Raw genomic sequence first — 14430 nt, forward strand, 5'->3', positions numbered from 1 at the left:
GTGCTTGCAGCCCCAACCCGAGCATAAAAATATCAGAAGAATTCAATGTGGCTGGACCTTGTATTGGAGCCTATTTAGGAGGTGCATATTTTAACCCAAATCCACACAAAACGTCGAAGAGCCAGTTGATTTTTCATATACGCCAGAAACGAAAAATGTCGCATCCATGCGACATTTTTCTTTTGGCGGCCAAACCAGTTTTGCTATATCCATTCTAGATTTCAATCCATTAGGAGATTATTCAGAATGTACTTATAAGACGCTGTTAATGTTGATTAGTTCCCGTTACGCCGCATTTTTTTTCGATTTATTTTCTAAGTCGAATGACGCTGCGATTAACTTCTTGGTGTAGTCATTTTTCGGTGCATTGAAAATATCTTCGGCAGACCCTTCTTCCATCACTTCACCCTTCTGCATCACCAATACACGATCCGACAGTGCTTTCACTACCGAGAGATCATGGCTGATGAACAGGAAGCCGATATTGTGCTTGGCTTGAATGTCTTTCAGCAGGTCAATCACGGTCAGTTGTACTGAGCGATCGAGTGCTGAAGTTGGTTCATCCAGCAAAATGAAAGAGGGCTCTAGAATCAGTGCGCGAGCAATCGCGATACGTTGTCTTTGTCCGCCAGAGAACTCATGCGGATAACGGTTTATTGAATTTGGCTCTAAGCGAACTTCAATCAATGCTTTGCGCGCTCTTTCTAAACGTTCTTGCTTGGATAGATGAGGTTGATGCACCGTTAAGCCTTCGGTGATGATTTCCCCAACTGTCATGCGTGGTGATAAAGAACCATAAGGATCTTGGAACACCATTTGGACATCTTTCTTGAGCTTGTGACGCTCTTTATCATTTAATAAGCTAACGTCTTGGCCTTTGTAAACAATACGTCCGGTACTTGGCAGCAAGCCGATTAACGCTCGTCCCAGTGTTGATTTTCCTGATCCGGATTCACCAACAATACCCAAGGTTTCGCCTTGTTTAAGATTCAACGAAATGCCTTTTACGGCTTCGAAGTACTGACTTTTACTCTTGATGAAATGTGATTTAACCAAGAACTGAACTCGGATGTCGTCAGCAGACAATAGCTCTGGGGCTGACGCCTCAACAGGAACCTTGGCGCCTTTAGGAATCGAGTTAATCAGCATGCGTGTGTAATCGTGTCTTGGATTCTCGAATAAGGCTTGAGTCATCCCTTCTTCAACTAGCTCACCTTTGCACATCACCAGAACACGGTCGGCAAAATGTTTTACTACGCCAAGGTCATGGGTGATGAACAGAATTGCCATGCCCATTTTGTTTTGGATTTCTTTGATAAGAGAAAGCACTTCCGCTTGTACGGTCACATCCAATGCGGTGGTGGGTTCGTCGGCAATCAAAATGTCGGGCTCGTTGATCAAAGCCATCGCAATCATGATGCGCTGCAACTGACCGCCTGAAAACTCATGCGGATACTTGTTGTAAGCTTGTTCTGGCATTGGTAAATGCACAAGATTGAAAAGCTCTAGCACACGCTGTTTTGCTTTTGATTTCGATACATTGCGGTGACACATAATGGCTTCAGCTACTTGTGTGCCCACGCGCAGGTATGGGTTGAGAGAGGTCATCGGTTCCTGAAAGATCATGCCGATTCTGTCGCCACGAATCGACTGCATTTCTCGTTCAGTCTTGCCAAGTATTGATTGCCCCTCAAATTCTATTTCAGATTGAGCATCAATGATGGCGTTATCAGGGAGCAAACGCATGAGTGCGTTAGAAGAGACTGATTTACCTGAACCTGATTCACCAACAATGGCCAAGGTTTCGCTAGAATTAAGGGTAAAGTTAACCTTTTTTACCGCATCAATGATTCCATCATTGGTTGTGAAGCTAACGGAGAGGTTATTGACTTTAAGAATGGCCCGGTCCGACATGATATATCCTTATCAATTTAAGACATTAGGTGAAGATTTCACTTCTGACGTGGTTTTAAGTTGCCCAAAATGGTGATGAGCACGTTGAATTTGTTCTAGTTCGAGCATCCAATACGAACTGCGTTGAGCACTGCAAAAAGCGATCAAATGATTGAGTAGATCTTCACTCTGTTTTTCCAGCAGTGAATAGGTGCGTTGGATCAGTTCTGTGCTTTCGAGAGAGATAAATTGCATCAGTGCGTAAGACTGATTCAAGGTGTCGAAGGCTTGCTGATGATGGCCTAAACGGTTGAAAATCTCTGATTGAGCGACACTTGCGTCTCTAAGCCCTGCAAGTAGACAGGCAAATTGGCAGGGCTTGATGTCGCTTTGGTATGCAGCATCTTGGATGTGGTGAGGAAGAGATGTTAGAACATCACCATACAGGCGCTGTGCTTCTGGCCAGTGACCTTGTTCCATTAACTGTTCAGCTTTTAGGTAGTGCATCCAGCATCGTTCAATTTCCATATCCACATCCTCAATTTATAATATCTGAAAATGTTAATGATATTTATTATCAAATGCAAATTAAAATCATTCACATGTTAAGTTGGTAAATAAAGTGGCCGGTTATTCTTAAAAATGGCTCAAATTGTGCGTTATTTGCTCAGTTGAACAGCGATGTTGCGTAAGTCACTAAATTTATAGGAAATTACATCTACACTGATTTTATCTACACCCAAGTAATGAAGGACTAAGGAGGCGGCGATGGCGATGCAAAGACTCAATACAGAACAGCTGTATAAGGTAGCGGAACTCGATAAGCTACCATGTAAGTCGACCAAAGAACTGGCTCCAATTGACGAAATCGTCGGGCAAGAACGTGCACAAAAGGCCGTTGAGTTCGCGATGTCAATCAAGGAAAAGGGTTACAACATTTATGCGATAGGGCGAAATGGTTTGGGTAAGCGCACCATGATTTTGCGCTATCTAAACCGACACACTCAAGAGGTCCAAGAGCTTTTTGATTGGTGTTATATCGCGAACTTTGAAGATATTCGTACACCGAAGGTACTCAAGTTGCCACGTGGCGTGGGCAGCAGCTTAAAGCAAGACATTGAAAAGCTGATGCGTAAATTGCTTAAAGCCATGCCGCTCGCATTCGACAATGAGATGTACTTTAGCCGTGCAGATAGGCTTAAAAACCAATTGGCCACGAAGCAACAAGCTGCACTCGAAACAATTAGCCAAGAAGCGAAAGACAAGGGCATCAACCTGACGATTACCACTCAGGGTGATTACCAGTTTGTCGCAATGAATGGGGATGATCTTCACACCGAAGAGAGCTTCGATCTGCTTTCGCCAGAAGAGCAAGACCAGTTCGATAAAACCATTGATGGATTGGAAGTGGGTCTACGAACCATTTCTCGCGAACTGACCGAGCTTGAAGAGACGTATACAGAGAAAATTCAAAAGCTTAATGATGATACGGCGCGAGATGTGATCACGCACTTCATCAAGCAGTTGAAGCAAGATTACAGCCAATATGCAGATATCAAAAAGTACCTGACGGCACTGCGTAAAGACATTGTCGACAACGCAGATATTTTCTTGGAAGAGAGCACAGAGCAAGCAGAAGTTGCGACCGCCTCTTTGGATAAGAAAATGCCACGTCGTTACAAGGTTAACGTGATTGTGAGCCAGAAGGAGGAGACGCTGCCGATCGTGGTTGAAGAGAATCCGAATTATCACTCTCTGTTTGGCTATGTCGAGACGGCAACTTTTAAAGGCACTGTATTTACGGACTTCTCATTGATTCGCGCTGGTAGTTTACATAGAGCCAATGGCGGTGTGTTGTTGATGGATGCGGTTAAAGTCCTCGAACAGCCTTATGTTTGGGAAGGCCTGAAGCGCGCGCTACGTTCGCGTCAATTGAGCTTCACTTCCTTAGAAAAAGAGGTCACGTTAACGGGAGCGGTATCGCTTGATCCAGAACCTATTCCATTAGACGTTAAGATCATTTTGTTTGGTGATTACCGCACTTATCAACTGCTACAACATTACGATGCAGAGTTTGGTGAACTGTTCCGTGTGACGGCCGATTTTGAAGATGAGATGAAGCGTACTGCGGATTCTGAAATGCATTATGCACGCTTCATTTCGAGCATCGTACATGACAACAACATGCTGCATTGTGATCGTAAAGCGATTGCTCGCATCATTGAGCACAGTTCTCGTCAGGCGGGTGACCAAGGTAAGTTGTCGCTGCACTCGGCACACATTGCGAATCTGCTTCGTGAGTCAAACTACGTAGCGAGAGGCTCAAAATCGAACCTGATTCGTGCAACGCACGTCGACCAAGCGTTATCTAACCAACAGATGCGTGTCGGACGATTGCAAGACAGCGTAATGGAAACCTTCACTAACGGTACAACGCTAATCCATGTTGATGGTCAGGCGGTTGGGCAAGTGAATGCTCTGTCAGTACTCAGTACTACCGATCATATGTTTGGTGCGCCGAACCGAATCACGGCTACCACAGCTTACGGTGATGGTGAAGTGATTGATATTGAAAGAAACGTAGACCTAGGTGGCAGTATTCACTCGAAAGGGGTGATGATCTTGTCGGCTTACCTTTCTTCAGTGTTTGGTAAGACAGCCAAAGTTCCGCTCACCACTAACATCACCTTCGAACAATCGTATGGTGGCGTCGATGGTGACAGTGCGAGTATGGCCGAGTTTTGTGCGGTGGTGTCTGCGTTTTCTAAGCAGCCAAACCGCCAAGATATTGCGATTACCGGCTCAATGAACCAGTTCGGTGAGTCTCAGCCTATTGGTGGTGTGAACGAGAAAATTGAAGGTTTCTTTGATGTGTGTGAAATCAAAGGACGTTCAAACGAACAAGGGGTGATAATCCCACGTTCGAATGTTCATAACTTAATGCTGCGCGGTGACATCGTGAAAGCGGTTGAAAAAGGTGAGTTCAATATCTGGGCGATTGACCATGTCACAGAGGCGATTGAACTGTTCACTGGCAAAGCCGCAGGTGAGGCAAGTGATGAGGGTAGCTATCCAATTGATACTATCTTTGGTATCGCTCAAGCTAAACTGAACGCACTGCGTAAATAGTTGTATAGCTGTATAGCTAGTTTATGCCTAGATAAACAGATAAACAGATAAAAACAGCCAAAACGCAAAAGCCATCGATTCTAGAGTCGATGGCTTTTTTATTGGTTGCGACTTTGCTCGCGAGTGAGTGGTTTGTATTTGGTCAATTCACGAATTAGACGAGCGCAGTGTGTTAAATGATCTTAGCCGTTTCGTAAGCAGAGCTTGGTGCCATCGAACTTCAATTTTGCCAACAAGTGTTTAGCGTTAGCGCGGCCAATATCATCAAATTCCACACCGTATCGAGCGTAGTGCGTCGATTTTTGCAGATTACAGATGATGCCTCTCAATGGAGGGATAAGAGGGCCATTGTAGTTTTCAGGTGTAATCTCGATAGACACTCGATCGGCAATCTGAATTGCACGAGAGGTCGGTGAGGTCACAAAACGACAACCACTTTTCGATAAGTCTCTTATCTCACAGTTTGCTCGTTGGTCGTTGAAGATAATTCTTGAAGCCAAGTTCACTTCATAGCGTGTTTCTTTACGCAGCTGAGTGACTTGCATCGTGCTTGGTGTCGAAAGCACAAGAATAGGGAAAGGTTCACCAATCTTATGGTGAATTTGGCTTCTAAAGTGAATAAGTGCGCCTTCACCTCGTAGAGAATAGGCACGAGCGGTCATCCAAAAACCTTCTTGAAAGAAAAAGTTCAGATCTTCATTGGATACCTCGGGAACCTCAACCACAATACAGTTATCACTGTGCGTACCGATAAACTTGGTGGTGGCGAGAAACTTAGTGCCAACTGGAGTCGAGACATTTAATGTCAGTTCACTGCCGTGCTCAATCATGGCCAGTGCATCGGTGCTGTTTATCGTAGAAACGGTGCGGTTACGAGGGTCTTGAAGTGCCTGATTATGCTCCAAAGGCTTCTTCAGTGGTGCGTTCATTATATATTCTCCATGCGCCAACATGCGTCTGTTAGTTATATTGGTAACTTGCTAACAAGGGGTTATTACGTGCTAGATTGAGTAGGCGTACTCACATAGATTTATAGAGTGCCTTTTATCATTGCTGTTTTTATATTAAGCCGATGGCACTGAATTAACTACTTTGTTTGTAAGTACTTAGTTTTATTTATATGCACTTGCGTTAGTCTATTACAAGGAACTCATACTTCAAACTTTTATTGTTTGTCGTATCAATTATTTGCAGGAGTTGAGAATGCAGGCAGTAAAATGGGATCAAGAAGTGAACCAGATCACAGTTGAACTAGAACCCAACCAGTTCGCGGTCGTTAAGTATCAAAAGGACGGAGATGTACTACATATCACCTCGACACGAATCCCTGATGAACTACAAGGTAAGGGCTTTGGCAAGGTGATGATGGAGTCGGTCTTGCCTGAAATTGAACAAGCAGGCTTCAAAATTGTGCCGGTTTGTAGCTATGTCGTTCACTACATGAATAGGCAGCCACAGTGGTCACATCTTCTATCTGATAAAGCATAGCAACGAGTAATATGTCTCAATCAATATCGTCAAATAATCGGGCTCAACCTGAAGCGAGTTCAAGTCAAAATCAGCCAGAGCTTTATCAACAAGAGTTTTATCAAAATGAGCTTTATCAAAAAATAGCGACCTCGTTGGGTTGTCACCAAGGGTTTGATGTCCAAGTGATTCAACGCCTGTGGGGTGGATATGGCGAGTTAGTGCGCTTGGTCTTTTCTCAAGAAGGCCATGCTGAACTGAAAAGTGTGATTGTTAAACATGTCGCGTTGCCAGATAAAGCAGAACACCCAAAGGGTTGGAATACCAAACTCTCTCACCAACGAAAGGTGCACTCTTACCAAGTGGAAACGGCTTGGTATCAATCGTTCACTCAACAGTGGGATGAGCGTTGCCCTGTACCTGCAGGGCTGCATTGTGAGCTACAAGAAAGCGAGTGGCTGATTGTGATGCAAGACTTAGCCGAAATCGGCTTTCCGTTGGTTTCTCAGTTTGATGTGCTTGCTGTTTCTGACGATCTGGCAACCAAAGATACTCCGTACGAATGCGCGTCTACCTACACCTCAATCGAGCAAAAACAACGTGATGCCTGCCTAAAGTGGCTTGCTAATTTTCATGCGAAGCATATCCATATCGACCAAGAGCAGTCTGCATCATTATGGAAAATAGGTACTTACTGGCATTTAGACACGCGCCCTGACGAGTTAAATGCGTTGGTTGATTTACCATTGAAGAACCAAGCCAAGCACATCGACCGTTTACTCAAAGAATGTCCATATCAAACTTTGGTACATGGCGACGCCAAGCTTGCCAATTTCTGTTTTGATTCAGAAAGCCAAAACGCTGCTGCGGTCGATTTCCAATATGTGGGTCATGGTTGTGCGATGAAAGATGTCGCCTTGTTCATGAGTAGTGCGGTGAGGCCGCAAGATTGTGCAGAGCTTGAATCACAGATGTTAGAGACTTACTTCCGATACTTGGAAGAGGCATTGGCGTACTATCAGCCACAGCTTTCCTTCGATGATGTTGAAGCCGCATGGCGGCCAATGTTTTACGTGGCGTGGGCTGATTTTCAACGTTTTGTAAAAGGCTGGAGTCCAGAGCACTGGAAGATAAACCCGTATACTGAGCATTTGACTTTACAAGTGCTCACTCAATTAGACGAACAGGAGTCCGTCAATGTTCGATAGAACCGCGAGCTGGAAAACGCCGCAAAACTTCTTATTACTGATTTCGATTGTTGTCCCTATTGCGTTTTCGAGTTGGATGGCTTTGCTTAATAACTTCGTGATTGAGAAAGCGAATTTTGATGGTGCTGATATTGGCTTGCTGCAAAGTGTTCGTGAAATCCCGGGCTTCTTAGCGTTTACTGTGGTGTTTGTTTTAGCCTTCATTCGAGAGCAACGCTTTATGTTGATATCGCTGGCGATGCTGACTGTAGGCACGGCGATTACAGGTTTATTTCCTACACTCACAGGCTTGTTGCTGACTACGGTTTTGATGTCTACGGGTTTTCACTATTTTGAAACGCTGAAGCAGTCTCTGTCACTGCAATGGCTGAGTAAAGAAGAAGCGCCAGAGATGTTAGGTAAGATGATCTCCGTTGGCGCGTTGGCTTCGTTAATCACTTATGGCTCAATTTGGGTGATGCTAGAGCAGCTCAAGCTTGATTTTGCATGGGTGTATGGCATCACTGGGGGCATCGGTTTCGTTTTAGTATTGGTGATGACTTTTGGTTTCCCTGAATTTCAAACTAAGACCCAGCAAAATAAGAAATTGGTATTGAGAAAGCGTTACTGGCTCTACTACGCGCTAACGTTTATGAGTGGTGCAAGAAGACAAATCTTCACGGTGTTTGCAGGCTTCTTGATGGTCGAGAAGTTCGGTTACTCGGCTGCTGACATCACGCTACTGTTCTTAATCAACTATCTGTTTAACTTCTTGTTCGCAAAACGCATTGGTAAATTTATTGGTGTAGTGGGTGAGCGTAAGGCGCTTATCTTCGAGTATGTGGGTTTGATTGGTGTGTTTGTTGGTTATGGCTTGGTGCAAAGCGCTGAGTGGGCGGCAGCACTTTACGTGGTCGATCATCTGTTCTTTGCGTTGGCATTGGCGATCAAAACCTACTTCCAGAAAATTGCGGATCCTGCTGACATGGCCTCAACCGCGGGTGTCTCTTTCACCATCAACCATATTGCAGCGGTTGTTATTCCAGTCGCGTTTGGTGTGATTTGGCTGTCGTCTCCTGCAACGGTTTTTTACATTGGTGCAGCAATGGCAGTAGTTTCTTTGGCGCTGTCTTTAAACATCCCTAAGAAGCCTGAAGAGGGCAATGAAGTTCGGATATTTAGCTGGCGCTAAGTTGGTTTCAATCTGATGAGATAGACAAAAAGCTCCAATAGCGATATTGGAGCTTTTTTGTATGTGCTATTTGGTAGTCAAAGGCGTGACGTTCTAAACGGATTACTTCTTATGCCACCTGTTTTTCTAATGAGCCTGAAAAGCGCTTCTTGTAGCTGCGTAACATACTCAGGCTGAATATGGCTGTTACGGTTTCCGCGAACAGGATACTCGCCCAAATCCCTTGCTCTGGGAATAGCTTTGGCAAAATCATGATGCCCAATGCGACGAACACAAAGCCGCGGCCAAGAGATATCAGTGTTGCTTGTTTAGGTTTGGCCGTTGCCTGAAACAGGTTGGCGATCACTAAGTTGATGCCCATTAGTGGTACAGCAAAGAAGAAGAACGTTAATGCCGTGGCTGACAGTGCAATCAAATCACTTGAATCACCCAAATAGAGGGCTGCGATTTGAGGCGCAAGCAGGTACACAATAACCATAAACACCAAGCCGCTACCAATTGCACTTTTTAAACCTAAGCGAAAAATCGCTTCGATTCGGTTTGGCTGATTGGCACCATGATTGAAGCTGATGATTGGCTGGCAGGCTTGAGCGATTCCGACCATCACAAACAAAGCGAATACCCCGATATTTGCCGTTAAGCCATAGGCGATAATATGATTATCACCAAACTGATGCAGCAACACGTAGTTGAACAGCAAGATTGTCATCGCGGCGGTTACCTCAATAAAGAAGGTCGGTGTACCTATTTTTAGGATGCTTGGCAGTTTGTCTAAACCAATTCCTTTTAGGCTCAGTTCCAAGGTGCCTTGTTTACGTACAAAGTGGCTCAATAGAATACAAGCGATAACACCTTGCGCAATGGCTGTACCGTATGCTGCCCCTTTCATACCCCAGCCCCACTTTAAGACGAAGAAGTAATCCAACACTAGATTGACCACAGCACCTATCGACATCGCGTAAGTCGCCAGTTTTGGGTTGGTGTCGTTACGAACAAAGCACGACATGACCCAAGCTAACGAGTACAACACAAAGAATGGCAGCATTACAGCCAGGTAATCGTGAGTCAGTTCAGCCATGTATCCAGAAGCGCCCATTAACGCAATCATGTCGTCTAGAAAATACAGAGCAATGCTGACTGAAATGGTGCTAAGCACGGCGGTACTGAGCATTGATTGGCTAAAGAGGGTTTGACCCGACGCTGAATTTCCTTTGCCAACTTCGATAGACATAAGCGCTGCACCGCCAATGCCAACCATCATCGCGATAGCGGTAAATATCGAGAAAGCAGGGATGGTCAAAGCGATAGCACCAAGCCCATCAGGGCCAACACCACGTCCGACGAACCATGCGTCTCCCATGATGAAGAGAGACTTGATCACCATGCCAGTTAGCGCTGGCCAAAGGTACTGATAAAAGGATTTAGATATAGGATCGGTTTTTAGGTTGATGGCCATTCGAGAGTGCTCCCAACAAGTTGGATGTAACCAAAGTGGATGAAATAAAGAGGGAGCATTATCCGAACTTAACTGGGCTCTAAAAAGGGATGATCTGCGTGTTATGTTGCACTATCTGCACATCGAGTTCGAAACTCTGCAGGTGACTCATTCATCTGGCCACGGTAAAAACGGCTGAAATAGGCGGGGTCTTCGAAGCCAAGTTCAAAGGCGATGGTTTTAATTGTCTTGGTCGAAAAAATCAATTCTCGGTTCGCTTCCAAGATGATTCGATCGTGGATCAATTGGGTGACCGTCTTACCTCGTTCAGCCTTCACGATCTCATTGATGCGCTTGTTAGTTATCGATAGCGCTTGCGCATAAAACTCACAATGTTTGTGGGTAGTGTAGTGTTGCTCAATCAAATCGACCACTTGGTTTACTCGGCTGTCGCGCACTTCGCCTTTCAATGATGATTGGCTGGCGAAACGTAATATGTAGCGCAAAAAGCTATTCATGAGGGACTCTACCAAATCCCAGTCGCTCTCTTCTCGTGCACACTCCTCTTTAATCATAGTGAAAATAGGCAGTAGGTAGCGGTTGCCTTCTTCACTGCAATCTAAGTAGGGAGGACGACTTTGATGCATGGCAAAAACGGTGTCGACCAGCTGTGTGTTGCGATGGTTGGTTTTGACAAAGCCTGGCGTAAACACCAGTAAACGAGCGCTTTCTCCCACTAGTTCAGATCGGTGAACCTGACCCGGAGCAATGGTAAAAATACGGCCGACCTTGTTGTCATAGTCTACAAAATCAATGCTCTGACTGCCTAAGCTATCTACGCACCACACCAACTCCCAGTATTCATGTCTGTGCGGTTCTAAGAATGCGTCGTCGCTGTTAGTCAGTTCCTCAACCCTACAAGGTTGACCTTTAATCAGGCGCATGTGTTTGATGGGAGTTCTCATGACATTCCTTGGTTGAAGACAGATGGTGCAGTTAAGACTAGAGTCGGTTGTTCTCAGCGTTTCTAATGTAGTCGATTGCGACTTTTAAGTCATTCGCTTGCCATTATCAATGAGTGATGGGCAGTGAAAGAATGGACGCGGTGAAATAGATAGGAGTGTGAGAGGGGAGTGAGTTAAAACTTAGATTTGAGTCGCTAAATAGAACCCTAGAAGCGCATTGCGGGCTTCTAGGGTAAATTCATAGAACTTAGTTGCTACTTACTGTTTTCAAAGAAGAGCGCAGCTTGAAGATTCCCTTAGGTGCCTTGGTCAGCAAGATGCCACAAAGTAGAGGGATCATCATAAGCAGAGACTGTTCAGATAGAACCTCACCATTGATGTAGCAAGAGATCAGCAGCGCAACCACTGGGAAGATTAGGAAGCAGATAGACGCTTGGAACGGCGTCGAAACCTGTCCTAATTTAAAGTAAGCCACAATGCCGCCAACACTCGCCACAAAACCTAGGTACACGACAGCTGAGATTGAATCCCAAGTGAAGGATTCAACATTAACGCTTTCACCCATTGCAGAAACTGCGAACAAGAATAGAGAAGCAATTAAGCTCGGAACGGCGTTGTAGGTTAGAACTTCGATTCCTTTGCAGTGCTTTTGAACTAAAACATACATCACTGCGTGAATGGCAACAGCAAGGCCTAAACAAACCGTGCCAATAAGGTAGTCATCACCACCCATTTGCATTTCATTACCAAGGATTAAACATAGGCTCACAACAGCTGTGACCAAACCAAAGATTTGATGTTTCGCCAATCGTAGGCCTAGGAATAAACCCGACATCAGCATGACAGCGACTGGCATGTTGGCGAAGATGATCGACGCTAGACCAGAAGAGATGTATTGCTCACCATAGATCATCAAAGTGAACGGAATAGCAAAATACATCAGTGCCACAATAAGCAGCCATTGACGTTTACCTTTAGGGAAAAGCAAAGGTTGGTTGAAGACTTTTGCTAATACCGCAAGCAGAGGTGCTGCAAGTAAAAAGCGTAACGCAGTGGCAAAAATAGGTGGGATAGAATGCAATGCCACTTCCATAGCGAACCAAGTGGTTCCCCAAATTAAGCAAACAGAGACAAAAAGCAAGATAGTTAGCGACTTCGAATTCATGGTGACTACTCATTAATAATTATTTTAAATCATAGGCTTGTGGCGCCTTAATGACGTGGCACAGTATAGAAAGGTAGTCGGAGAAAAGTTTTGCCTTTTTATCTCTAATTTGAGTTTTTTGTGGAAATTAAATCTATAATGTAGTTGTTTTGAAGGAAATTATTTCATTTTAGATAATTTAAACAAAGTCATTATTCTTTGTGAGGTTTAATTTTGGTCGATAAATCGCCAGTTTAGCGACGTATGGCAATTTGATTGAAAGATATTAAGAATAAGATTCAGCGTGTTGTTTTAGGTGTTCAATAAAGGCGCGAATTCTGGCTGGCACCTGTAACCCATAATTATGTACGACATAGAAAGAGGCTTTAAGAACTTGATCTTTGGGCAAGATGTTTACCAATGTTCCTTTTTTCAGGTCTTCTTCAATTGCTTGTTTAGGTAAACAGGCAATCCCCAACCCATTTAAGGCCATCATGCGGATGGTCGGAACGCTATCTCCGATTCGACTTGCCCTGAATTGATACGTGCTTACTTTGCCCTTATTAATTTCAAAGCTTCTTTGGCTGTTGATTCCTTCCCACTGATTGGCAATGTAGTCATATTGGGAGAGGTCACTTGGCGTGATTGGCTGCGGTATTTGCGCCTTAGTAAGATAATCTGGGTGACAACACAGTACCTGATGAAGCTCTCCGAGCTTAAGTGCACGAGACGTTGAATCAGGAAGAGCCCCAACAGTGACCGACAGGTCTATGTATTTCTCGATAAGATCTACGCGCATATCGTTGGCCAATAGTTGAGGCTCGATACGAGGGTGGCTTTTCATAAACTCACACATTGCAGGTCCAATAAGATGTGTCATCACTGTGTGTGGGGATGTGATGGTGATAGTGCCTGCAAAATCAGAACAGGACTCGCGCACTTCTTCTTCCGCAAGCGACATTAACTTTCGCATTTCTAAGCATCGTTGATAAAAACGTTGTCCAGCGTCGGTTAAGGATTGGCGACGTGTTGTTCGAGTGAGTAATTTCACACCAAGGTGTTGTTCAAGCCCTTGTAAGTGATGGCTAACGACAGATTTTGAGAGATCTAGCTTATCAGCCGCTTTCGTTATGGAGCCCGATTCTACAATTTGAGCGAACACTTGCATGCGATGCAATTCGTTTTTCATGGTGATTTATTGTCTCATTAGATCGAACTATGTTTCAAATTTTACTGTATTTATCTATTTTTACAAACAAGTAAGATTCTCCTCGTACCTTAACAAGATAAGAAAACGGAGAGAATGATGACTATTTTAGTGCAATTTACCTTGAGCCACACTGAAGATAAAACGGCAGAGATCGTTGAGTTTTTTAACGAAATATTGCCAGATACTCGTACTTTTAACGGCAACCTTTCTGCGGAGCTTTATCAAAAAGATTTGGCAGAAAATTCCTTGGTTTTATGTGAAGAATGGGAAAGTACCGCTCACTTTAATGAATACATTGCTTGGCGCAAAGATATTGGTGATTTTGACCGTTTAGGCGCGATGCTTACGGATATGCCAATTATCACCGTCATGTCAAAAATCGTCACAGCCTCTGAGGGGTAATGATGAATAAGATATGGAGCCCTTCTTCAGTACCCGCTCCAGCCGCTAATTATCATCAATGTGCGTTAATCCCCGCAGGTTCAACGCGGTTGCACATCGCTGGGCAACTAGGGATTGATTGCGAAGGGATGGTGGCTGAAAGTGCGGAACAACAGATTGTACTGGCTTGGAAAAATCTGAGAAGTGTGCTTCAGGCAAACCAAATGGATATCGAAGATTTAATCAGTGTAAGGCTGTACTTAGTGGATCGGAATGATATGTCTGACTATCAAGCCGCAAAGCAGCGATTGCCTTTCGATGTTGGTGGTCTCCCAACGACATTACTGTTTGTGCAAGGGCTCTTTGACGAGCGATGGAAAGTTGAAATTGAGGCCGAAGCAGCGAAACTGATTTAAGTCGATCTCTG

14 protein-coding genes are annotated in these 14430 nt (G+C 44.4%); 7 read left to right on the forward strand and 7 right to left on the reverse strand.

Features of this window, described 5'->3' with window-relative positions:
* The coding region (locus H5300_RS27710; protein ID WP_220503474.1) for a hypothetical protein at nt 1-218 on the forward strand (218 nt) is incomplete at its 5' end.
* A 67-nt stretch (nt 219-285) separates the two neighbouring features.
* Here the strand turns inward: H5300_RS27710 and H5300_RS10880 are convergent.
* Together H5300_RS10880 and H5300_RS10885 are read right to left on the reverse strand one after the other, a co-directional pair.
* Nucleotides 286-1914, reverse strand: coding sequence for an ABC transporter ATP-binding protein (locus tag H5300_RS10880; protein WP_102490971.1), 1629 nt, complete (start codon nt 1912-1914; stop codon nt 286-288).
* Between the two features lie 12 nt (nt 1915-1926).
* Entirely contained in the window at nt 1927-2421 is a 495-nt protein-coding gene (locus H5300_RS10885; RefSeq protein WP_004732800.1) for a hypothetical protein, read from the reverse strand.
* Between the two features lie 240 nt (nt 2422-2661).
* Between H5300_RS10885 and H5300_RS10890 the strand changes: the two genes are divergently transcribed.
* On the forward strand, nt 2662-5022 hold the full coding sequence (locus H5300_RS10890) for a Lon protease family protein (protein ID WP_017077005.1): 2361 nt from the start codon (nt 2662-2664) through the stop codon (nt 5020-5022).
* Between the two features lie 182 nt (nt 5023-5204).
* Here the strand turns inward: H5300_RS10890 and H5300_RS10895 are convergent, their stop codons facing one another.
* On the reverse strand, nt 5205-5951 hold the full coding sequence (locus H5300_RS10895) for a flagellar brake protein (protein ID WP_004732802.1): 747 nt from the start codon (nt 5949-5951) through the stop codon (nt 5205-5207).
* 274 nt (nt 5952-6225) lie between these two features.
* On the opposite strand from H5300_RS10895, the gene H5300_RS10900 reads away from it, so the two are divergent.
* Genes H5300_RS10900 through H5300_RS10910 form a run of 3 tightly spaced genes read left to right on the forward strand, consistent with a single transcriptional unit; the run spans nt 6226 to nt 8868 of the window.
* Nucleotides 6226-6510: a GNAT family N-acetyltransferase gene (locus H5300_RS10900; protein ID WP_004732803.1), complete on the forward strand. Its 285-nt coding sequence runs from the start codon at nt 6226-6228 to the stop codon at nt 6508-6510.
* A gap of 11 nt (nt 6511-6521) precedes the next feature.
* The gene (locus H5300_RS10905; protein ID WP_182795970.1) at nt 6522-7697 is read left to right on the forward strand and encodes a phosphotransferase; all 1176 of its coding nucleotides are present in this window, start codon (nt 6522-6524) and stop codon (nt 7695-7697) included.
* Entirely contained in the window at nt 7687-8868 is a 1182-nt protein-coding gene (locus tag H5300_RS10910; protein WP_182795971.1) for an MFS transporter, read from the forward strand. The genes H5300_RS10905 and H5300_RS10910 overlap by 11 nt, the downstream gene beginning before the upstream one ends.
* A 109-nt stretch (nt 8869-8977) precedes the next feature.
* On the opposite strand, the gene H5300_RS10915 is transcribed toward H5300_RS10910, so the two are convergent.
* The 4 genes from H5300_RS10915 to H5300_RS10930 form a co-directional block, all read right to left on the reverse strand.
* Nucleotides 8978-10324: an MATE family efflux transporter gene (locus H5300_RS10915; protein ID WP_182795972.1), complete on the reverse strand. Its 1347-nt coding sequence runs from the start codon at nt 10322-10324 to the stop codon at nt 8978-8980.
* Nucleotides 10325-10425: 101 nt separating this feature from the next.
* Nucleotides 10426-11268: a helix-turn-helix domain-containing protein gene (locus tag H5300_RS10920; RefSeq protein WP_017096162.1), complete on the reverse strand. Its 843-nt coding sequence runs from the start codon at nt 11266-11268 to the stop codon at nt 10426-10428.
* Nucleotides 11269-11515: 247 nt separating this feature from the next.
* Entirely contained in the window at nt 11516-12433 is a 918-nt protein-coding gene (locus H5300_RS10925; RefSeq protein ID WP_004732827.1) for a DMT family transporter, read from the reverse strand.
* Nucleotides 12434-12698: 265 nt separating this feature from the next.
* Entirely contained in the window at nt 12699-13601 is a 903-nt protein-coding gene (locus H5300_RS10930) for a LysR family transcriptional regulator (RefSeq protein WP_182795973.1), read from the reverse strand.
* Between the two features lie 114 nt (nt 13602-13715).
* Here H5300_RS10930 and H5300_RS10935 point away from each other — a divergent pair, with 114 nt between their 5' ends.
* Together H5300_RS10935 and H5300_RS10940 are read left to right on the forward strand one after the other, a co-directional pair.
* Entirely contained in the window at nt 13716-14024 is a 309-nt protein-coding gene (locus H5300_RS10935; RefSeq protein ID WP_017083047.1) for a putative quinol monooxygenase, read from the forward strand.
* Entirely contained in the window at nt 14024-14419 is a 396-nt protein-coding gene (locus H5300_RS10940) for a RidA family protein (RefSeq protein WP_182795974.1), read from the forward strand. The genes H5300_RS10935 and H5300_RS10940 overlap by 1 nt, the downstream gene beginning before the upstream one ends.
* The last annotated feature ends 11 nt before the right edge of the window (nt 14420-14430 follow it).

Origin of the sequence: Vibrio sp. SG41-7, from assembly GCF_014164465.1 — a bacterium.
Taxonomy (GTDB): Bacteria; Pseudomonadota; Gammaproteobacteria; order Enterobacterales; family Vibrionaceae; genus Vibrio; species Vibrio splendidus.

Coding starts and splice junctions, on each gene's coding strand:
- H5300_RS10890 (WP_017077005.1), top strand. CDS start 2,662: ATGGCGATGCAAAGACTCAATACAGAACAGCTGTATAAGGTAGCGGAA.
- H5300_RS10895 (WP_004732802.1), bottom strand. CDS start 5,951: ATGAACGCACCACTGAAGAAGCCTTTGGAGCATAATCAGGCACTTCAA.
- H5300_RS10935 (WP_017083047.1), top strand. CDS start 13,716: ATGATGACTATTTTAGTGCAATTTACCTTGAGCCACACTGAAGATAAA.
- H5300_RS10925 (WP_004732827.1), bottom strand. CDS start 12,433: ATGAATTCGAAGTCGCTAACTATCTTGCTTTTTGTCTCTGTTTGCTTA.
- H5300_RS10880 (WP_102490971.1), bottom strand. CDS start 1,914: ATGTCGGACCGGGCCATTCTTAAAGTCAATAACCTCTCCGTTAGCTTC.
- H5300_RS10905 (WP_182795970.1), top strand. CDS start 6,522: ATGTCTCAATCAATATCGTCAAATAATCGGGCTCAACCTGAAGCGAGT.
- H5300_RS10930 (WP_182795973.1), bottom strand. CDS start 13,601: ATGAAAAACGAATTGCATCGCATGCAAGTGTTCGCTCAAATTGTAGAA.
- H5300_RS10940 (WP_182795974.1), top strand. CDS start 14,024: ATGATGAATAAGATATGGAGCCCTTCTTCAGTACCCGCTCCAGCCGCT.
- H5300_RS10920 (WP_017096162.1), bottom strand. CDS start 11,268: ATGAGAACTCCCATCAAACACATGCGCCTGATTAAAGGTCAACCTTGT.
- H5300_RS10915 (WP_182795972.1), bottom strand. CDS start 10,324: ATGGCCATCAACCTAAAAACCGATCCTATATCTAAATCCTTTTATCAG.
- H5300_RS10910 (WP_182795971.1), top strand. CDS start 7,687: ATGTTCGATAGAACCGCGAGCTGGAAAACGCCGCAAAACTTCTTATTA.
- H5300_RS10885 (WP_004732800.1), bottom strand. CDS start 2,421: ATGGAAATTGAACGATGCTGGATGCACTACCTAAAAGCTGAACAGTTA.
- H5300_RS10900 (WP_004732803.1), top strand. CDS start 6,226: ATGCAGGCAGTAAAATGGGATCAAGAAGTGAACCAGATCACAGTTGAA.